At 46.0% G+C, this 20,617-nt stretch carries 18 protein-coding genes; 11 read left to right on the top strand and 7 right to left on the bottom strand.

The window, feature by feature from the left end; all coding sequences use genetic code 11:
• Positions 1 to 35: 35 nt before the first annotated feature.
• From tatA to tatC, 3 genes are all read left to right on the top strand, one after another.
• Positions 36 to 281 carry a Sec-independent protein translocase subunit TatA gene (gene tatA, locus NL646_RS15000; RefSeq protein WP_005456852.1) on the top strand — a complete coding sequence of 82 codons (246 nt, stop codon included), beginning with the start codon at positions 36 to 38 and terminating at the stop codon, positions 279 to 281.
• 3 nt (positions 282 to 284) lie between these two features.
• A complete protein-coding gene (tatB, locus tag NL646_RS15005; RefSeq protein ID WP_065779608.1) occupies positions 285 to 683 on the top strand; it encodes a Sec-independent protein translocase protein TatB in 399 nt (132 codons plus the stop codon).
• 68 nt (positions 684 to 751) lie between these two features.
• Positions 752 to 1,492, top strand: a complete 741-nt coding sequence (tatC, locus tag NL646_RS15010; protein WP_005459771.1) for a twin-arginine translocase subunit TatC — start codon at positions 752 to 754, stop codon at positions 1,490 to 1,492.
• A gap of 78 nt (positions 1,493 to 1,570) precedes the next feature.
• On the opposite strand, the gene NL646_RS23365 is transcribed toward tatC, so the two are convergent.
• Both NL646_RS23365 and NL646_RS15015 read right to left on the bottom strand, forming a co-directional pair.
• Positions 1,571 to 1,705 carry a hypothetical protein gene (locus tag NL646_RS23365; RefSeq protein ID WP_005478679.1) on the bottom strand — a complete coding sequence of 45 codons (135 nt, stop codon included), beginning with the start codon at positions 1,703 to 1,705 and terminating at the stop codon, positions 1,571 to 1,573.
• Positions 1,706 to 1,959: 254 nt separating this feature from the next.
• Positions 1,960 to 2,721: a TatD family hydrolase gene (locus tag NL646_RS15015; protein WP_025523722.1), complete on the bottom strand. Its 762-nt coding sequence runs from the start codon at positions 2,719 to 2,721 to the stop codon at positions 1,960 to 1,962.
• 181 nt (positions 2,722 to 2,902) lie between these two features.
• Between NL646_RS15015 and hemB the strand changes: the two genes are divergently transcribed.
• The 3 genes from hemB to polA all read left to right on the top strand — a co-directional run bounded on the left by hemB (position 2,903) and on the right by polA (position 7,952).
• A complete protein-coding gene (gene hemB / locus NL646_RS15020; protein ID WP_005489689.1) occupies positions 2,903 to 3,964 on the top strand; it encodes a porphobilinogen synthase in 1,062 nt (353 codons plus the stop codon).
• A 141-nt stretch (positions 3,965 to 4,105) separates the two neighbouring features.
• Positions 4,106 to 4,540, top strand: a complete 435-nt coding sequence (locus NL646_RS15025) for a GNAT family N-acetyltransferase (RefSeq protein ID WP_005459779.1) — start codon at positions 4,106 to 4,108, stop codon at positions 4,538 to 4,540.
• A gap of 616 nt (positions 4,541 to 5,156) precedes the next feature.
• Positions 5,157 to 7,952, top strand: coding sequence for a DNA polymerase I (polA, locus tag NL646_RS15030; protein WP_005478619.1), 2,796 nt, complete (start codon positions 5,157 to 5,159; stop codon positions 7,950 to 7,952).
• 757 nt (positions 7,953 to 8,709) lie between these two features.
• Here polA and yihA read toward each other — a convergent pair.
• Entirely contained in the window at positions 8,710 to 9,369 is a 660-nt protein-coding gene (yihA, locus tag NL646_RS15035; RefSeq protein WP_005456829.1) for a ribosome biogenesis GTP-binding protein YihA/YsxC, read from the bottom strand.
• A 159-nt stretch (positions 9,370 to 9,528) separates the two neighbouring features.
• Between yihA and NL646_RS15040 the strand changes: the two genes are divergently transcribed.
• The 5 genes from NL646_RS15040 (at position 9,529) to hemN (ending at position 14,198) form a co-directional block, all read left to right on the top strand.
• Positions 9,529 to 10,146: a cytochrome c gene (locus NL646_RS15040; protein WP_005478649.1), complete on the top strand. Its 618-nt coding sequence runs from the start codon at positions 9,529 to 9,531 to the stop codon at positions 10,144 to 10,146.
• Positions 10,147 to 10,944: 798 nt separating this feature from the next.
• On the top strand, positions 10,945 to 11,583 hold the full coding sequence (locus tag NL646_RS15045; RefSeq protein ID WP_005456816.1) for a class I SAM-dependent methyltransferase: 639 nt from the start codon (positions 10,945 to 10,947) through the stop codon (positions 11,581 to 11,583).
• A complete protein-coding gene (gene yihI, locus NL646_RS15050; protein ID WP_020839923.1) occupies positions 11,583 to 12,125 on the top strand; it encodes a Der GTPase-activating protein YihI in 543 nt (180 codons plus the stop codon). Before NL646_RS15045 ends, yihI begins: the two co-directional genes overlap by 1 nt.
• A gap of 7 nt (positions 12,126 to 12,132) precedes the next feature.
• Positions 12,133 to 12,621, top strand: a complete 489-nt coding sequence (locus NL646_RS15055; protein WP_005456843.1) for a DUF2489 domain-containing protein — start codon at positions 12,133 to 12,135, stop codon at positions 12,619 to 12,621.
• A 185-nt stretch (positions 12,622 to 12,806) separates the two neighbouring features.
• Complete coding sequence (gene hemN, locus NL646_RS15060) at positions 12,807 to 14,198, top strand: oxygen-independent coproporphyrinogen III oxidase (RefSeq protein WP_005496689.1); 1,392 nt, start codon at positions 12,807 to 12,809, stop codon at positions 14,196 to 14,198.
• 69 nt (positions 14,199 to 14,267) lie between these two features.
• On the opposite strand, the gene add is transcribed toward hemN, so the two are convergent.
• The 4 genes from add to glnL form a co-directional block, all read right to left on the bottom strand.
• Entirely contained in the window at positions 14,268 to 15,272 is a 1,005-nt protein-coding gene (add, locus tag NL646_RS15065; RefSeq protein WP_015296070.1) for an adenosine deaminase, read from the bottom strand.
• A gap of 147 nt (positions 15,273 to 15,419) precedes the next feature.
• Entirely contained in the window at positions 15,420 to 17,966 is a 2,547-nt protein-coding gene (locus tag NL646_RS15070; RefSeq protein WP_011105617.1) for an EAL domain-containing protein, read from the bottom strand.
• A 101-nt stretch (positions 17,967 to 18,067) separates the two neighbouring features.
• Positions 18,068 to 19,471, bottom strand: coding sequence for a nitrogen regulation protein NR(I) (glnG, locus tag NL646_RS15075; protein ID WP_005456831.1), 1,404 nt, complete (start codon positions 19,469 to 19,471; stop codon positions 18,068 to 18,070).
• A gap of 58 nt (positions 19,472 to 19,529) precedes the next feature.
• On the bottom strand, positions 19,530 to 20,576 hold the full coding sequence (gene glnL, locus NL646_RS15080) for a nitrogen regulation protein NR(II) (RefSeq protein ID WP_005456815.1): 1,047 nt from the start codon (positions 20,574 to 20,576) through the stop codon (positions 19,530 to 19,532).
• Positions 20,577 to 20,617: the final 41 nt, after the last annotated feature.

Below are 20,617 nucleotides of genomic sequence, written 5' to 3' on the forward strand. Positions count from 1 at the left end.
GAAATAATTTTGTTTAAAGACCCGAGGTAAAAAGAATGGGTGGTATCAGTGTTTGGCAACTTCTAATCATTGCTGTAATTGTTGTATTGCTATTCGGAACTAAGAAACTACGTGGCATCGGTGGCGATCTAGGTAGTGCCGTTAAGGGCTTCAAAAAAGCAATGAGCGATGAAGATTCTGCGAAAAATGAAAAAGACGCAGACTTCGAGCCAAAAAGTTTAGAAAAACAGCAGCAAAAAGAAGCTGCACCTGAAACTAAAAAAGACAAAGAGCAGGCATAAAACGTGTTTGATATCGGTTTTTGGGAACTGGTATTAATATCTGTTGTTGGTCTGGTCGTTCTTGGACCGGAGCGTTTGCCTCATGCTATTCGAAGCGTGTCTCGCTTTATCGGTGCTGCTAAGAATATGGCAAATAGCGTTAAAGACGAATTGTCGCACGAGCTAAAAGTCCAAGAGCTGCAAGAAAACTTGCGCAAAGCTGAGCAAATGGGGATGGAAGATTTATCTCCTGAGCTCAAATCTTCGGTCGAAGAACTGAAGAAAGCCGCGCAATCTGTAAACCGCCCTTACGCTAATAAGGCGCAATCAGAAACGGAACCTGCAAAAGCAGAACCAGTGGCTGAAAGTGCAGAAAAAGTGGAAGAGATTAAGGTTTCAGCGGCAGATAAGAAAGCCGAATAGTCTCATTAGGAGGAGCTACTAGTGACTGGTAGCTCCTTTTTGATCTGATTTTTAATAAGAGGTTTGCCATGTCTACCGTCGAGCAGACACAGCCTTTAATTAGTCATTTGTTGGAGCTTCGCAACCGACTACTGCGTTCAATTTTGGCAGTGTTGGTGGTGTTTGTCGGGCTAATTTATTTCTCTAACCACATTTATGAGTTTATCTCCGCACCTTTGGTTGAACGTTTACCAGAAGGCGCGACGATGATCGCAACCGATGTGGCATCACCATTTTTCACACCTCTAAAACTGACGCTTATCGCCTCAGTATTTGTTGCGGTGCCGTTTATTTTGTATCAGGTTTGGGCTTTTGTTGCGCCAGGTCTGTACAAGCACGAACGTCGTTTGATCATGCCATTGCTGTTTTCTAGCTCGTTGCTGTTTTACTGTGGCGTGGCCTTTGCGTATTACGTGGTATTTCCACTGGTATTTGGCTTCTTTACTGCGATTTCTCTCGGTGGGGTTGAGTTTGCGACCGATATTTCGAGCTACCTAGATTTTGTGCTGGCGCTGTTTATGGCGTTTGGTATTGCGTTCGAAGTGCCCGTGGCGATTATCCTACTTTGTTGGACTGGGGCGACCACGCCGCAAGACCTAAAAGAGAAGCGTCCATACATTATTGTGGCTGCGTTCGTTGTCGGCATGCTGCTGACGCCGCCAGACATGATTTCGCAGACGTTACTTGCGATCCCAATGTGTTTACTGTTTGAGGTTGGTCTGTTCTTTGCTCGTTTTTACACTCGTAAAGATGAGGAAGAAGAGGAGTAATCCTTCAGTTTTTAGACAGTAAAAAGCGGCTCAAATGAGCCGCTTTTTTATTGCGGTTGGTTTGCTATTTTGGGCTAACTACTTAACTTTCAACACGTAACCACATTTAGTACAGACATAAACTTCTTTGATGCCTAGCAGCTTTTGAAAAAAGTTGCGCGGTACGCGTTGCAAGTAAGCACCATGTGTACACATTTCAATATCCGTATTCATGTTGTTTTACACCTGTGCTAAGACGTAGGCGAATAGCAGTATAAGAAAAGAATGTGTCGAGTTGTCGACAGTCACAAGAAGCGTACTGATGGAATACGTATGATGCGAAGTGGGTAGGGTTACAAGTTAATAGTTATGTCTATCAACACTACAGTATTGCTGGTTGAGTCGTTTCAGGTTTGGCCTGTTCACCCAACCGTTTGGGCAATAAAAAAGCGACCTAGTGTGGCCGCTTGTTGCGTTTGTTGTCTTGCTTAAATCTTAAATAAGTTTTTTGCATTTTCCGTGGTGATAGCATCTATGGTTGCGACTTCTTCGCCACGCAAGTCTGCCACTCGCTGCGCGACGAGCGATGTGTAAGCTGGCTCATTGCGTTTACCGCGATGCGGCACTGGCGCCAAATATGGGCAGTCTGTTTCTAAGATGACCCATTGCATGTCTAAGTGTGGGATGACTTGGTCCATGCCGCCGTTTTTAAATGTCGATACACCGCCTAAACCAAGGTGGAAGCCCAACTCGTTAATTGCTCGTGCCTCTTCTAAGCTGCCACCAAAACAATGGAACACGCCACGCAGGCGACCGTCTTGCTCTTGACGAAGCAGAGTCAGCGTTTCTTCGATGGAATCACGGGTGTGGATCACCACAGGCAAATCCATCTCTTTTGCCCAATTGAGTTGGGTGACGAAAGCCATCTCTTGCTCTGCTCGGTAGGTTTTATCCCAATACAGGTCGATGCCGATTTCGCCCACGGCGATAAAGTTGTGTTTTTCGAACCAGCCTCGGATGATTTCTAGCGTTTGATCAACGTTGCTATCAACGTAACATGGGTGCAACCCCATCATTGAGTGGCACACTTCCGGATACGCTGCTTCGGTCTGCAGCATCGGTTCAATCGAGTCCAGATCGATATTCGGCAGCAAAATTTTAGTGATGCCTTGAGTTAAGGCGCGCTCAACCACTTCATCGCGGTCGTTATCAAATTCGCTCGCGTATATGTGCGCGTGGGTATCGATCATGGTCTTTCTCTGTACTTTGTCCGTTTGGTACGAGAAGTATACTTGAGTGTGAGTGCTGGGTCATTTTCAGTTTTTTTCATCGCCTTTTTCCAGATTGTCACTCGCAAGGTGCATCAAGAGTGATATGATTTTGTTCACCAGATGATTTGATCATCATAACCGTCCAGACAAGGAGAAAATGGTGTCTGTATCAATTCAAGGTCCATTCCCTGCACGCCGTATGCGTCGTTTACGTAAACACGATTTTAGTCGTCGTTTGATGGCTGAGAACCAACTTTCCGTGAATGATCTGATTTACCCAATGTTCATCCTTATGGGTAAAGATCGTCGTGAGAGCGTGGAATCCATGCCGGGTGTAGAGCGTTTGTCGATTGATTTAATGCTAGAAGAAGCACAATACCTCGCAAATCTAGGCGTTCCTGCCATCGCGCTTTTCCCTGTCGTAAACCAAGACGCTAAAAGCTTATGCGCTACCGAAGCTTACAATCCAGAAGGTTTGGTTCAGCGCGCAGTACGTGCACTAAAAGAGCACGTGCCTCAAATTGGTGTGATTACAGACGTCGCACTAGACCCGTTCACCACACATGGCCAAGACGGCATCATTGATGAAGATGGCTATGTGATGAACGATGAAACCACCGAAGTGCTAGTTAAGCAGGCATTGTCTCATGCCGAAGCGGGCGCAGATGTGGTTGCGCCATCAGACATGATGGATGGTCGTATCGGAGCAATCCGAGTTGCGCTAGAAGAAGCGGGCTACATTCATACTCAAATCATGGCTTACTCGGCTAAATACGCATCAAACTACTACGGCCCATTCCGAGATGCCGTCGGTTCTTCGTCTAATCTAAAAGGTGGTAACAAGAAAAACTACCAAATGGACCCAGCAAACATTGATGAAGCAATGCATGAAGTCGCAATGGACATCAATGAAGGGGCAGACATGGTGATGGTTAAGCCAGGTATGCCATACTTAGATGTAGTTCGCCGAGTGAAAACCGAGCTGCAAGTTCCGACATTTGCTTACCAAGTATCGGGCGAGTACGCGATGCACAAAGCGGCGATTCTTAATGGCTGGTTAAAAGAGCGCGAGACAGTAATGGAATCACTACTGTGCTTTAAGCGTGCGGGCGCCGATGGCATCCTGACTTACTTTGCAAAAGACGTAGCAGAGTGGTTAGCGGAAGAGAATGCACAAGCCGCTCAGCACCTAAAGATGGCTCGAGAAGCGACAGAAGAGTAATTATCGCTCAGTGAGAAAAACCAGACCGACAATAGTTGTTCGTCTGCATATACCCAAGTAACCTCAGGCGGATTACAAAAGGCTTGTATATCCCAAAAAATCCAAGGTGCTTGGGTATATTTATTTCTGGAGAAGAGAACAATGACAATGCTGATTCGTGAAGGCACGTTGGAAGAGGCACTTCAAGTGGTCACTCGAGTGAAAGAGTTTGCCAACGGAGAAACCTTAGATTCGATGTCACAGCGTCTTGGAGACAAAAACAGCCTAATCCTAGTGGCTGAGAAAAACGGTGCTATTGTCGGTTTTAAAATCGGCTACGAACTGGATGAAGACACCTTCTATAGTTGGTTTGGTGGTGTTGCGCCGCAAGCTCGAAATGAGGGTGTCGCGCAGATGTTGTTAGAGGCTCAAGAAGAATGGGTCGCAGAACAAGGCTATAAAACACTAAAAGTGAAATCTCGAAACCAATTTCCTGCCATGCTCAGATTGTTGTTGAGAAATGGATATCTTATTGAAAAATTTGAAGAAAAAATTAATCTTCGTGAATCGAGAGTGCATTTCATTAAAGCAATGTGAAAATAAATGAGATTTTTTCTCATTTAACTGTTGACTGTTAAATGAGAATCATTATTATTAATCCTGTCTTAGGGAATGAGGAAAGTTCACAAGGACGTTGAATTACTGATTAACAGAAGTTGATTAACTGGTGTTGAGAAGGTGATGAAACATTTATCCAAGAACTTGCACGAATTCTTTTTGACACGACATTGCTCACATTGCTTCCAGTGTAATTTATAGCTTCTTGGTTAAGCTGCCATGATATGGAACTGGCTTTACCACTTCTGCTAGGCGACCCAATTGGGTCGCTTTTTTCTTTTCTACGATTTCCATTTGACGTCACTATCCGTAACTTTTCCACATGACATGATCATTTTAAGATCGTTGATCTTCTCGCCTTTTTTAAAAATAATCCTTTAAAAACAATAATATAGATTTGTATTTTTTTGTCTTTTCTATCATTGCACAATCTGTGGATAATTTATATAAACAGAGTTATCCACAGGTGATGGTGGTTTTCTTGAATAAATCGGAAAATTTCCGCGATCTGGATCGAACGAACAAGATAGATTCGGATCAGCAGTCATGGCATCCTAGGCAGATCTATTAAGTACTGATTTGGATACAGACAATTATGGCAAGTATTCCTGAAAATCCGCTGATTCTTATCGACGGTTCTTCTTACCTATATCGCGCTTTTCACGCTTACCCGGGCACGATGAGTAATGGTGAAATCCCAACCAACGCAGTTTACGGTGTGGTGAACATGCTACGCAGTATGATGCGTCAATTTGCGTCTGAGCGTATTGCGGTGGTGTTTGATGCGAAGGGTAAAACCTTCCGTGATGAGATGTATTCAGAATACAAAGCGAATCGTCCACCAATGCCGGACGATCTGCGTTGCCAAATTGAACCTTTGCACAACGTTATTCGTGCGATGGGGTTGCCGTTGATCTGCGTTCCTGGCGTGGAAGCAGATGACGTCATCGGTACGTTGGCTTACCAAGCCTCGCAACAAGGCATGCCTGTTTTAATCAGTACTGGCGATAAAGATATGGCTCAGCTGGTGGATGACAACATTACCTTGATCAACACCATGACGAACGTAGTGATGGATCGTGAAGGGGTGGTGGAAAAATTTGGTATTCCGCCAGAGTTGATCATCGACTATCTAGCGTTGATGGGCGATAAAGTCGATAACATCCCTGGTGTACCGGGCGTGGGCGACAAAACGGCGACCGCTTTGCTGCAAGGCATTGGTGGCCTGACTAAGTTGTACGAAAATCTGGATGATATCGCGGCACTTGGTTTCCGCGGTTCGAAAACCATGGCGAAGAAGCTGGTCGACAACAAAGACAACGCTATGCTGTCTTATGAGCTGGCTACCATCAAGCTGGATGTGGAACTGGAAGAAACACCAGAGTCGCTACTGAAAGCAGAGCCAAACAAAGACGAATTGATCAAACTGTATGGTCAGTTGACGTTTAAGTCTTGGTTGAACGAACTGCTTGAAGGCGGCTCAGGCACTGTCGAAGCGGTTGAACTTGCAGGCTCTGCGCAAGCATCATCATCTTCTTCTTCGCATGCTGAAATGGAAACCTCAGCGGTAACGATTGATCGCAGTCAGTACGAAACAATTTTGGACGAAGCTTCTTTCAATGCGTGGCTAGAAAAACTCAAAGCGGCAGAGCTGTTTGCCTTTGATACCGAAACGGACAGCCTTGATTACATGGTGGCGAACCTCGTCGGTTTGTCATTTGCTATCGATGAAGGTATTGCGGCTTATGTTCCTGTCGCACACGATTATTTGGATGCGCCAGAGCAACTGGATCGCGATTGGGTTCTGGAGCAGCTGAAACCAATTCTTGAAGACGACGCTCAAGCGAAAGTCGGTCAGAACCTAAAATACGATGCGTCTGTGCTGGCACGTTACGGCATCGAGATGAAAGGCATCAAATACGACACTATGTTGGCGTCTTACGTTTACAACAGCGTAGGCGGCAAACACGACATGGACAGCTTGGCACTTCGTTTCCTACAACACAGCTGCATTTCATTCGAACAAATCGCGGGTAAAGGTAAAAACCAACTGACCTTCAACCAAATCGAGCTTGAGCAAGCATCGCCATACGCAGCTGAAGATGCAGACGTCACGCTTCGCTTGCACAATCGTCTGTTTGCTAACATCGAACAAGATGAAAAGCTAAAATCGGTTTACGAAGAAATCGAAATGCCGCTAGTCCCTGTTTTGTCTCGCATTGAGCGCACTGGTGTTCTGATTGATGACATGAAGCTGAGCGCTCAATCGGTAGAAATCGCGGCCCGTTTAGAAGAGCTTGAACAAAAAGCTTACGAAATCGCAGAACAAGAGTTCAACATGAACTCGCCGAAGCAGCTGCAAGCTATCCTATTTGAAAAAATGGGCCTACCTGTTGTGAAGAAGACACCATCTGGCACACCTTCAACCAATGAAGAGGTGTTGCAAGAGCTTGCGTTGGATTACCCACTGCCAAAACTGATCCTAGAATACCGTGGTTTAGCGAAGCTGAAGTCGACATACACAGACAAGCTGCCGAAGATGATCAACCCTTCAACTGGTCGTGTACACACCTCTTACCATCAAGCGGTGACTGCGACAGGTCGTTTGTCGTCTACCGATCCAAACTTGCAGAACATTCCAATCCGTAACGAAGAAGGTCGTCGTATTCGTCAGGCGTTTGTAGCTCCTGCTGGTTACAAGGTTCTGGCTGTCGACTACTCGCAAATCGAGCTGCGTATTATGGCGCACCTTTCTGGCGACCAAGCGCTGCTTGATGCCTTCCGTGACGGTAAAGACATTCACGCAGCAACCGCAGCAGAAATCATGGGAGTGTCTATTGATCAGGTATCCAGTGAGCAGCGTCGCCGTGCAAAAGCGGTGAACTTTGGTTTGATTTACGGCATGAGCGCATTCGGCTTGGCAAAACAGCTGGGCATTCCTCGTGGTGAAGCGCAAGCTTACATGGACAAATACTTCGAGCGTTACCCAGGTGTAATGCAGTACATGGAAGACACGCGCAGCGCAGCAGCTGATAAAGGTTATGTAGAAACCATTTTTGGTCGACGTTTGCATCTGCCAGAAATCAAATCGCGTAATGGTATGCGTCGTAAAGCGGCAGAACGAGCGGCGATCAATGCGCCAATGCAAGGCACTGCAGCGGACATTATTAAGAAAGCGATGCTGCTAGTGGATCAATGGATTCAAGAAGAAGGCAATGGTCGCGTAAAACTTTTGATGCAAGTACACGATGAACTGGTATTTGAAGTCGAAGAGTCGTCTTTGTCCGAAATTGAAAGTAAAGTACAAAAATTGATGGAATCTGCAGCAGAGTTGAAAGTGCCTTTGGTGGCAGAAGCTGGTCACGGTGACAACTGGGATCAAGCACACTAATCATTTTTAAATCAATTTGGTCGATTTAGTATGAGCCAGCGCACAAACGCTGGCTTTTTTGTGTCATTAAAAAAGCAACTTGGATTTGAAAATTAATGTTGCTTAATAAAACTTTCATGAAAAAAAACTACAAAAAATCTTTGCAATTCTGACCAATTGTTGTACATTAGATCGCGTAGGGTACAGAGGTAAGATGTTCTATCTTTCAGACCTTTTGTTTCACGTTATTGGATTAGGCTGATTCAGCCGCCCCAGTCAGTTTTTGACTGGGGCGTTTTTTATTGGGCGAAAGAAAAATTCCTTTTAACTCAGTTTCTTATCCATTTTGGCGCTGTCCTCGCAATTCTCTCTCGCTAACTACTTGCTTCCACTGATTTTTTGTCGTTATTTCTTCGACTCATTCATCCTGTAAATTTACGCCATTCACACTATTATTTTTTCTCGAAAGAAAGTAAGTCGGCCTTTCTGAGGGGTGAAACTTATCTAACTTATTGAATTTAATTTTCTTTATTAATGTTTGGTAAACGAAAAGACTCAAGATTAGAAAAGCAGATGACTTTTTGAACTATTGAAATCATTCGATAGTTCAGTAATGCTTTGCAACATAACAATAATTACCAATTTTTCTCTCCCGTTATCCCTGCCAGGAAGGTGGGGATTTTTATTGCCTGAAATTCCGGTTTTTGCTTTGTCTAGATAAACAAAAGCCCCACCAAATGGCAGGGCTGTGTCGAAAAAATTTAACAAATATTGTTAATTATTCTTCGTTGCTCTCTGGCATCTCTAGATCGTCTTCTTCAATCAGGTGAGCCAGTGCTGGTGCAAACCAGGTATCCAGTTTCGCGCGCAGCTGATCGACCCCTAATCCTTTTAGAGAAGAGAAAACATCAACCGAAACGTCACCACCGAAAGTTTCCACTTGTTTGCGAATTTTCAGAAGTGTCTGTTTACGTGCGCCACTTTTTAGCTTATCAGCTTTAGTTAGCAACACTTGTACTGGAATACGGCTATCGATCGCCCAGAAAATCATTTGCTGGTCGAGATCTTTCATTGGGTGACGAATGTCCATCAGAACCACTAGGCCTTTTAGGCACTCGCGTTTCTGTAGGTATTCACCTAAAGATTTCTGCCATTTGTTTTTCATCTCTACCGGTACTTGAGCAAAACCATATCCCGGTAGATCGACAATGTGACAACCTTCTTCTACTTTGAATAGGTTGATCAATTGGGTACGACCAGGTGTTTTTGATGTCTTGGCTAAGCTTTTTTGATTAGTTAGACGGTTAAGTGCACTCGATTTACCAGCGTTTGAGCGTCCTGCAAACGCAATTTCGACACCTTCGTCCTCCGGTAAGTGGCGAATATCGGGCGCGCTGGTGATGAAATGCGTATTTTGGTAATGAATTTTTACGCTCACTGTTAACTCCATCTCGACTTTGTGTAGTCGATTGATTACTTTTTTGTGAAATTGTGTAAAATAACCGTGCTCGGCATAAGGTCGCCTATTGTACCATGAGTGTACGCGGTATGTTCACATTCCGTGGTACTGGAAGCTTGATAATTATAATGGAATGTCATGAAGAAATTAGCGCTAATTTTGAGTCTTTTAGCCAGTTGCTCAGTATGGGCCCAAGGTAATATTGAGGCTGGTAAAGCAAAATCACAAACCTGTGTCGCCTGTCACGGAGCAGATGGCAACAGTGCAATCGCAATGTACCCTAAACTAGCAGGCCAACACGCTAAGTATCTTGAGAAGCAGTTAAAAGATCTTAAGCTAGGTATGACAAGTGGTGGTAAACAAGGTCGTTACGATCCTGTAATGAGTGGCATGGCAATGCCGCTAAGCGATGAAGACATCGCAGATCTTGCAGCATACTACTCTTCTCTACCAACTTCAGAAAGCTCGACACCTGAAGATGTGGTAGCAAAAGGTAAAGTGCTTTACACCGCGGGTGATGCAGAGCGTGGTCTAACGGCATGTATGGCATGTCACGGTCCGCGTGGTAACGGTACTGAGCTTTCAGGTTTCCCTAAAATTTCTGGTCAGCACGCTGACTACATCAAAGCTCAGTTAGAAAAATTCCGTGATGGTAACCGTGGCAACGATATGAATGCCATGATGCGTGACATCGCGAAGAAAATGACAGATGAAGATATCGAAGTTCTGTCGAAATACGTTGGCGGTCTGCACTGATACCCCTACATAGTTCGAGCAAAGTTGTACAAAAATGCCCCAGCGATTTCGCTGGGGCATTTTTGTTGGTGATGTGGCTCACACGTGATTTTTGAGGGTGTCATCGATATCTGCTCGAAAGCTTGTAAGACATTTGCCATACCTTCGATTGCGAATGTCTTCTTCTTATTTTTAACCTTTTGATTAATTGATGCTTTTAATTTTTGCGAGAAAATTATCGATAATATTTCCTACTGATAACTTGTGAGTGCGTCGGGATTACGTAAAGTAGAAAGCGTTCACAGGGGGTGAATTGCAGGATTTCAGACCACGGATTCAAGGTCTTCATGGACGCAAGCTAGGATAGCTTGATGATCGGAAAACGGAATTAGGTAGGCAAGGAGCCTGCTCGATACGGATGGTCATCTCGTCTTATGGTTAAGACAGTGGAAAGGATCAGGCACAGGAAGTTGCTCAGAAGACAGGAAGTAAAGGGATAGCCAAAACTCATCAGGAAGATGAAAAACAACACTTTTTGGCAAGGAAAGCACGAAAAACAAAAGGATTCTTGGTGCACTAAATGCGTGCAACACAGTTTCGCCACTTGATGGCACTTAGAAAGCGACAGTTTGACTGTCGCTTTTTTTATGCCGTTTTTTCTCGGCAACCACCAATCTGAAGAGGGATTACTACACTGATGCCTTTCGATGGGTTCTTAAACAAAGTTTTTTAACAAAAACTGCTGAAAAAGTATTCAGTGCCTCTCCAATCTGAGTCCACTTTCTGGTATGTTTCGCATCCCTGTTTGAGGAAGTCAGCATGCATACCTGTCCTTTATGCCACAATCAGCATACTCGTCACTATTTTGAAGATAAGCATCGCGAATATCTTCAATGTGAGCAGTGCTACTTGGTATTCGTTAATCCAGACCAACGTTTGGATGCGGAAACTGAAAAAGCTCACTATGATTTGCATGAGAACAACCCAGAAGATATGGGCTATCGACGTTTTTTGTCGCGTATTGCTGACCCAATCACAGAGCGAATTTCACCACAATCGAACGGAATCGACTTTGGTTGTGGTCCGGGCCCGACGCTTTCCTTAATGCTAGAAGAAGCAGGGCACAACATGGCGTTGTACGATATTTACTATCACCCAGATACTGCGGTGCTAGAAAAGCAGTATGACTTCATGACAGCGACAGAGGTGATAGAGCACCTCTACCACCCCGATGTGGTGTGGAAGCAATGGTTGAATTTAGTTAAGCCAGGGGGCTGGATTGGCCTGATGACGAAAATGGTCATCGACGTGGAGGCTTTTAAATCATGGCACTATAAGAATGACCCAACTCATGTGGTGTTCTTTAGTCGTGATACCTTCCAGTTCCTTGCTGAGCGGGATAAGCTCGAACTCGAATTTATTGGTAATGATGTAATTTTACTGAGGAAGACCCAGTAATGAGCCGTAAAAAGAAATCTAGAAAGCCGGGTGCCGCTGGCGCACCTGAGTTTGTTGTAACTCGTAACCGTACCGAATCTGACGTTGAAGGCCGTCTACGCAAGCGCGCGAAAAAGCGTAAAGGCTTGAAGACAGGTAGCCGCAACTCAGAAGTTAACGAACAGAAAAAGCAATCTTCTGCGCAAAATCGTGACCCACGTTTAGGCAGCAAGAAGAAGATCCCTCTGATTGTTGAACCAGTGAAGAAGATGACGAAGCAAGAGCGTCGTCTATCTGCGGAACAAGAGCTAGAAATGCTAGAAAATGACGCGCAATTGAACGTGTTGTTGGATCGCATTGAAGCGGGTGAAAACCTAGGTACAGGTCTACAAAAATACGTGGATGAGAAGCTTGATCGTATTGAAAAGCTAATGGATCAACTTGGTCTGCTAGAACCTGAAGAAGAGGAAGATTTTACCGCTTCTTCTGCGAAAGGTTCTCGTAATGACGATGATTTATTAGCGGATTTCGACGATATTAACTTCGAAGACTACAAAGGATAATTAAGCCATGAATGTAACCTTATTAGCTATTGCGGGTGCAGTGATCATTATCGCGCTGGCTTCTTATGCAGGTTACCTTCTGCTTCAATTGAAAAAGCAAAAGGAATTGCAGCTGAAGCATCAAAAGTTGGCGATCGATAAACGTAATGCCAACATTTTTGAGAATGTGCATACCTTGTGTCAGGCAGGCATTCAAGGCCAGTGCGATTTGTCGGAAATCAGTATTCGCGTGTATTGCATCATGGATTATGTTCAAGGTGAGAATCGTGTGAACTTCGACGAAGTGTACCCTGCAATTTCCGAGCTTTACCATATCGTAAAAGATATGGCGCGCGGTGAAGACCGTCAGCAACTTGCCAAGAAAGAACGTATGCAACAGAACCTGACGCGTCAGAAAGCGGAAAGCCGCTTAACAGATGCGATCATCGAGGAACTCAAAGTGTTGCAGAAAAACGTCCAGCCACTGAATAATCAAATCAATATTCAGATGCTTTAACGATAATCCCCATTGGTTTGTTTTATGACCATTGGGGCTATCGTGATCACGCTAGCACTTCTTTGGATTTATAATTAAAAAGCCATCAGGTGTTGCCACGGTTGCCATCGTCGTATGGCAAAATAGCGATTCTGAATATCGGGTGACGGCTTTCGTTGCCCTAGCATTTAACGGAAAGTACCACCATGTCGAATCAACACACTGAATCGAAACAGCAAATCGTCTGGGATCAAGCGGTATTGGATAAGTACAACTATTCCGGTCCTCGCTACACGTCGTACCCAACGGCGCTGGAGTTTCATGAAGCGTTTACCATCTCAGACTATGATATGGCATGCACTCAGTACCCAGAGCGTCCGTTATCGCTGTACGTACACATTCCGTTTTGCCATAAGCTTTGCTACTACTGTGGTTGTAATAAAGTCATTACACGCCACTCGCACAAAGCGGATGAATACCTCGACGTGCTTGAACACGAAATTCGTCAACGTGCTGCATTGCTCGTTGGTCGCACTGTGACGCAATTGCATTTTGGTGGTGGTACACCGACGTTTCTATCTGAAAAGCAAATCACTCGCGTGATGAACTTGCTACGCCAAGAATTTACATTCAGTGATGATGCAGAAATCAGCATTGAAGTAGACCCGCGTGAAATTCAGATCACCATGTTGGATCACCTTCGTAGTGAAGGCTTCAACCGCCTGAGCATCGGCGTTCAGGACTTCAACAAAGAAGTGCAAAAACTGGTGAATCGTGAACAAGATGAAGAATTCATCTTTGCGATGGTGGCACGTGCGAAAGAGTTGGGTTTCCGTTCGACCAACCTCGATTTGATCTACGGTTTGCCGAAGCAGACCAAAGCCTCTTTTGCGAAGACGTTAGAACAAGTGCTGGAAATGCAGCCGGGTCGTCTGTCGGTCTTTAACTACGCACACATGCCGCAATTGTTTGCTGCGCAGCGTAAGATTAAAGACGAAGATTTGCCAAAAGCAGAAGAGAAAATGGCGATTCTCCAAGACACGATCGCAACTTTGACGGGTGCTGGCTACCAGTTCATCGGCATGGACCATTTTGCTATGCCTGACGACGAACTCGCCGTTGCGCAGCGCGAAGGAGTGTTGCATCGCAACTTCCAAGGCTACACCACTCAAGGTGAGTGTGACTTGGTGGGCTTTGGTGTTTCTGCCATTTCAATGATTGGTGATGCGTACGCGCAAAACCAAAAAGAGCTCAAGAAGTACTACGCTCAAGTAAATGACCTTCGCCACGCATTGTGGAAAGGTGTCTCACTCGATTCGGATGACTTGCTCCGTCGTGAAGTCATTAAGCAGCTGATTTGTAACTTTAAGCTTGATAAAAAAGCGATCGAATCTGAATTTAGAGTGAAATTTGATCAGTACTTCAAAGAAGACCTGCAATTGCTGCAAACGTTCATCAATGATGAGCTGGTGGAAGTGGATGACAATGAAATTCGAGTGACACTGCGTGGTCGCCTGCTTATCCGTAACATCTGTATGAGCTTCGATAAATATCTGCGAGCAAAAGCGCGTCAGCAGCAATTCTCTCGCGTGATTTGATCATCGCTTGCCGATTCCAAATACAAAAAATGCCAGCAAATGCTGGCATTTTTTATAATTTTGCGCTGATTAAACGCGATCTTTAACTTTTTCTTTCAGTTCTGCTTTTTCTGCATCAGAAATGAAAGCAAGCTCAAGGCCATTGATTTGCGCTTGGCGAATCTGCTCTTGGCTCAGGCCGGCTGCTGGCGCCGCCACTTCGTATTCGTAAGGTAGCTCAATACCTTCTACCGCAGGATCATCCGTATTTAGACACGCTAGAACGCCGTGGTCTAGGAACTGTTTCAGTGGGTGATTTGCTAGAGAATCGACCGTACTGGTTTGGAAGTTCGACGTCAGGCACGATTCGATACCGATACGGTTTTCCGCTAGGTAATCCATCAGTTTTGGATCGTGAATCGCTTTCACACCGTGGCCGATACGCGTTGCACCAAGCTCTTGAATGGCTTGCCACATGCTTTCAGCGCCCGCCGCTTCACCAGCGTGAACTGTCACGTTTAGGCCTGCATCACGTACCTGTTTGAAGTGAGAGACAAAGCGATCGCCCGGTTGGCCAAGCTCATCACCTGCAAGGTCTACTGCTACGATGTGGTCTTTCTGGCTTAGAATTGCATCCAGTTCTTGCTGACATGCATCTGTGCCAAATGTGCGGCTCATGATACCGATAAGGTTCGCTTTGATGCCAAAGTCGCGCATGCCTGCTTGTACGCCATCGACAACCGCTTCAACCACGCCAGCGACTGGCAGTTTGTGTTTCATCGCCATGTAGTATGGTGAGAAACGCAGTTCGGCGTAATCAATTTGTGCGTTTAGCGCATCTTCAACGTTTTCATAAGCAACGCGACGACAAGCGTCAAGATCGCCCAGTACTGCTACGCCCCAGTCAAGCTTAGAAAGGAAAGCAACAAGAGATGGTTCCGCTTCGACAATTTGAACGTGTGGAGTGAGAGACTCAATATCGTACGCTGGCAGAGCAATGCCAAATTTTTGGCCAAGCTCAAGGATAGTCTTAGTACGAATGTTACCGTCAAGGTGTCGGTGCAAATCAGTTAGAGGAAGATTCTTAGTTATCATTATGTCGATCCGGATAGTTATGAACTGGAACAGGGCCCAAACATTATCTGTGACAATACATGGGTAAGATTTGCAGTTAAGTATAAATAACAGTTAGGTAGATTGTCAGTAGAGGATGACTAGGAATTCAACGATTCTCGCTCTTTTCTACTTCATGTTAACCAAATGTGTTGGCCATTCATCCAGAGGAATTGGGCGACTGTAATAGAAACCTTGGACTTGATGGCAGCCCAGCGAGCGCAACAGTTGCGCTTGCGTGCTGTCTTCTACACCTTCTGCCACGACATTGGTTTTTAATCCTGCGGTGATATTGATCACTGCGGCTACTACTGAGCTGTCGAGGTTCTCTTTGGTGAGCTGATTGATGAACGTGCGATCGATCTTCAAGCAAGTGAACGGCAGTGAATGCAGATAACCAAGAGAAGAGTAACCCGTACCAAAATCATCAATGGCAATGCCAATGCCCATATCACGCAACTTCATCATGTTTTCCAGAGTCGTTGGTGCGCTATCAATAATGCGCGACTCGGTGATCTCTAACGTGAGGTTTTTGGCGGGCAGCTTAGTGACATCCAGCACTCGTGTCACGGTGTCGACAAATGCCGGGCAGGAGAGCTGATTGACCGAAATGTTCACGTGCAATTGGAAGTCTGACGGCCACTGTTTGTTCTCGATGGCTTTGTATGTGTCTCGGCACGCTTGCAGCAAGATTTGTTGGCCAATGGCTTTGATCATGCCGCTTTCCTCCGCGATTGGGATGAAATCTAATGGTGAGATCATACCGCTTTCGCTATTCCAGCGAGCTAGGGCTTCAGCGCCACATACGTTACCACTCGCGAGATCGATGATCGGCTGATAATGAGGCACAAATTCGCGCTTGTCGATGCCCGTTTGCATCTTCGTGAGCAGCTGAGTACGAAACTTCGATGCGCTCGCGAGTTCTGGGCTGTAGTAACAAATGCCCGTCAGTGGATCTTGCTTCGCGTAGCTCAGAGCAATGCTGGCATTGCGTAGCCAAAGCGGCATGTTCTCACCATGCTTGGTTTGCACAATCCCTAGTGAGATCTTCATCACCACGCTTTCACCTTCAACCATAAATGGTGCTGCGAACAGTTGTTGTAGGCGACGTTCTGTTAAACGGATGTCTTCGTCTTTATCCATATCTGGCATAAACAGAGCGAACTCATCGCCACCAATTCGGGCCAGCATGGTGTTGTCTGGGAATTGTTGCTTCAGCCTTTCTGCGATGCTAACCAACAGCTGATCACCATTGTGGTGTCCCACGCTGTCGTTGATATCTCTAAATTTGTTGATCCCCAATAAGAACAAACTACCGTGACACAAATTGGGTTTGTTTTCGCAGATTTCGATTAATCCTTGGCGGCTGTAGAGTCGAGTTAATGAGTCATACACTAGCTGATCGCGCAGCGCCTTAAATGAGGCTTTGAGGTTGCTGGCCATTTCATTAAAGGCTTTTGCAAGCACGGTCGTTTCGTACACACGGCCAGGTTGGGGCATTGAGCTATCCCAATCGCCATTTGCTAGGTGTTGAGCCGCATCGGCAGTAGCGTTGATTGGTCGAGTCACGCGTTCGAATATGACCCAACTAAAGCCGATACCAAACAAGCTGACGACGATACCAACAATCCAGCTTTTCTCTTGGCTTTTCGGTAAGAGGCCAAGCAAATCAGATTCCGAGATAGAAGTGCCGATGAACCAAGTTAAACCGTTTGGATCGTAGTAGGGCGTGATACGGCTAAAAATACGTTGGCCGCTGTGGTCAAACTCAAACGTGTACGGTTGGTCTGTATGGTACAAGTCAAAACCACGTACGCGGGAGGCGCTGATTTTGATGATCGGGTCTGCGCTTTCAGAGGCGAACAAGCGTTGGCCTTTATCCGAAAACTTTGTGCCCCAAGACACTACGCTGCCTGGGCCAGAATGTGCCACTAATCGGTGTTCCTGGTCCATGATAAAGACCGATGCTTTGGTGTTCTTCTTGATGACGCGTAGAAACTCGTTGAAGGTATTGATACGAATGTCTGTCACCAATACGCCCGCAAATTCTTGGTGTTCGTACACCGGTGTCATAGCAGATAAGGTGATGTCTTGGCGTTCATCCGCATTGGTGTAGATTTTTGACCACATCGGTTTTTCGTCTTTGGCGACCGGTTGATACCAAGGACGAGTTCTTGGATCGTAAGGCGTGATGACAGTACGAATATCGTTACTGACATGATCTGTGCCGTAGATGATTAACTTACCATCGGTGTATTTATCTTGAACCATCAAGGTGTAATCGTCGGAGATCTCGCGACGAAAACCCGCGAAATCGCCAGTTTCCGAACCAAAAGCAATCACGTCCAGCTGCGGAATAGAACGGTATAGGTTCTGAAACGCGCTCAATAAGTAGGCTTGGACATCTCGCGTATCATGGGGATGGTACAGGTTGTGATAACTCACGTTGTGAGCAAGCGTCATCACTGCCGTAAACGGCTTTCGCAGATAACTATTGAGGTGGTCGTAGACACTTTCGGTCAACACCGACAGCTGTTTATCGCTGATGTCGGTCACCACCTCTTCATAGCTTTGTTTTTGGACGTAGACAATCACACCGATAGCCAGTAAGAAAATCATCACAAAAGGGATGAGTACAGCAGTACGTAGTGTAATTTGAGTCTTTGCAGTAGACATTGCCTAGTCACATTAGGGATGGTTCACCTTAATTGTACTGACATTTCTGTTAATATCGAGCGCTAAGCACTCTCATTGTTAACTCACTGCTTAAGTGACGGTCAGTACAACTCTTTTAACTTTCTGGTTAGCGTATTGCGTCCCCAGCCTAATACTTTAGCGGCATCTTGCTTGTGACCTTTAGTGTGCTCCAATGCAGCTTCTAATAAAATGCGCTCAAATTCTGGTAATGCGAAAGAAAGTAGTTCTTTATCCCCCGCAGCGAGCGATTGACGTGCCCAGTCCGCCAATTGTTCTTGCCAGCTGCCTTTGGTTGAATCCGAAACGGTCTTCTTCTCTTCCAAAAGCTCTGAAGGCAAATCGTTTGGTAATACTTCACTGCCACTCGCCATCACGGTTAACCAGCGACAAATGTTTTCTAGCTGACGTACGTTGCCCGGCCAATTGAGTCGATTGAGAATTTCGACCGTCGACGGGTGCAAGGTTTTGGTTTCCACTCCAAGCTCATCTGCGGCGCGTACCAGAAAGTGTTGTGTGAGCTTTTCAATGTCTTGTTTGCGTTCACGAAGCGCAGGAATTTGTACGCGAATGACGTTCAAGCGGTGGAACAAGTCTTCACGAAAATCGCCTTGGTGTACCAGCTTTTCGAGGTTTTGGTGCGTGGCGGCGACAATACGTACATCGACACGAATCGGAGAGTGACCACCAACACGGTAGAACTGACCATCCGCCAACACGCGCAGCAAACGAGTTTGGATATCCAGCGGCATGTCCCCGATTTCGTCCAAAAAGAGCGTGCCTCCGTTGGCTTGCTCGAAGCGGCCTTGACGAACACTGTTCGCGCCCGTAAATGCGCCTTTTTCGTGACCGAACAACTCAGACTCAATCAAGTCTTTTGGAATCGCGGCCATATTGAGAGCGATAAAAGGTTTGTTGGCGCGAGGGCTATGGCGGTGAAGGGCATGAGCAACCAGCTCTTTACCTGTACCGGACTCCCCGTTGATCAAAACGGAAATCGACGAGCGAGAAAGGCGGCCAATAGCGCGGAACACTTCCTGCATTGCTGGCGCTTCACCGATGATCTCTGGCGTGTCGGCCGGGGCATCTTCTGAAGACAATTGCTCGCGTTTGTTTTCATGGCTGTGGGCAATCGCACGTTCGACCAGCGTTAAGGTTTCATCGATATCAAACGGTTTTGGCAGATACTCGAAAGCACCTTTTTGATAGGCGTTAACGGCGGCATCTAAGTCGGAATGCGCGGTCATGATGATCACGGGCAAATCAGGGTAATCACGTTGCACTTGCTTGAGCAGTTCTAATCCGTCGATACCGGGCATGCGAATATCAGACACCAGTACGTCTGGCACTTCGCGCTCAAGCGCCATCAAAACGCTTTCCCCATCGGCATAGGTTTCGCATTTTATGTTGGCTGAGGAGAGCGTTTTCTCCATCACCCAGCGAATCGAACTGTCGTCATCGACGACCCAAACATATCCTTTACTCATGTACTAATCCTTGCAGCAAAAACCGTAAATTGGAGCTCAACGAAATCCATTCGTGAGGTCAAATCGGCAAATAAATTGTAAAAGTGGTGTGGCCAGGCCAGCTTTCAACGTCGATTTTTCCGTTGTGCTGGTCGATCAAATTTTGTGAGATGGACAACCCAAGTCCGGTGCCGCCTTCGCGCCCGCTGACCATGGGATAAAACAAGGTGTCCTGTAATTCTGGTGGAATGCCCGGCCCGTTATCAGTGATCTCGACGCGCGCCGCTAATTTGCAGCGTTTGCCATGAATGTTGGCTTGATGCACCGTTCTGGTGCGAATGGTGATGTTGCCGTGCTCTTGATGAGCAAGAATTTGTGCCGCGTTGCTGACGATGTTCAGCATCGCTTGTTCTATTTGATCTGCATCCATCAAAATCTCGGGCAAGCTAGGGTCGTAGTCACGTTCGATGATGATCGAGTTTTGAGATTCTAACTCGACCAGTTGGCGTACTTTCTCCAGAATTTGGTGTAGATTTTCTTGTGTCTTTTTGCCCGGTTTCTGTGGGCCAAGTAGGCGGTCGACTAACGCTCTTAATCGATCGGCTTGTTCGATAATGATGTGGGTGTATTCGGTTAACGATGGATCGGGCAACATTTTTTCCAGCAGCTGCGCCGCACCGCGTAATCCGCCAAGTGGATTTTTGATCTCATGAGCTAAACCCCGCACGAGCAGTTTGGCGGCTTGTTGCTGTGCGTGTTGGTTGAGCTCTTGAGTGAGGCGTCGTTGTTGATCTATCTTGCGCATTTCAACCAACAGCATGAGCTGTCGTTGCCAAGTGATTGGACTTACTGTGACTTCCAGCATTAGCGGACGCCCATCGACGACAAACGTCACGTCACTGTCGGTAATGCTTTGGCCACTTTGTAATGGCTGAGTCAGTAAGGCCAAGTCCAACGATGCATGCTGAATCAGTTGAGAAAGCGATTGTTCGACAATGCGTTTGGCGCTTTGCGAAAACAACAGCTCAGCGGCTGGATTGGCATAGCGGATGGCCAATCCATCATCAAGAATCAGCGTTGCTGTGACCATGTTGTTGAGTATGGCACTAGGGAGACTGGTATCCACATTACGTCCTTGTTTGCGTTGAGATTGTGCAATGCACAATA

This window comes from Vibrio sp. Y20_XG_PY13 (assembly GCF_024181925.1).
Lineage (GTDB): Bacteria > Pseudomonadota > Gammaproteobacteria > Enterobacterales > Vibrionaceae > Vibrio > Vibrio parahaemolyticus.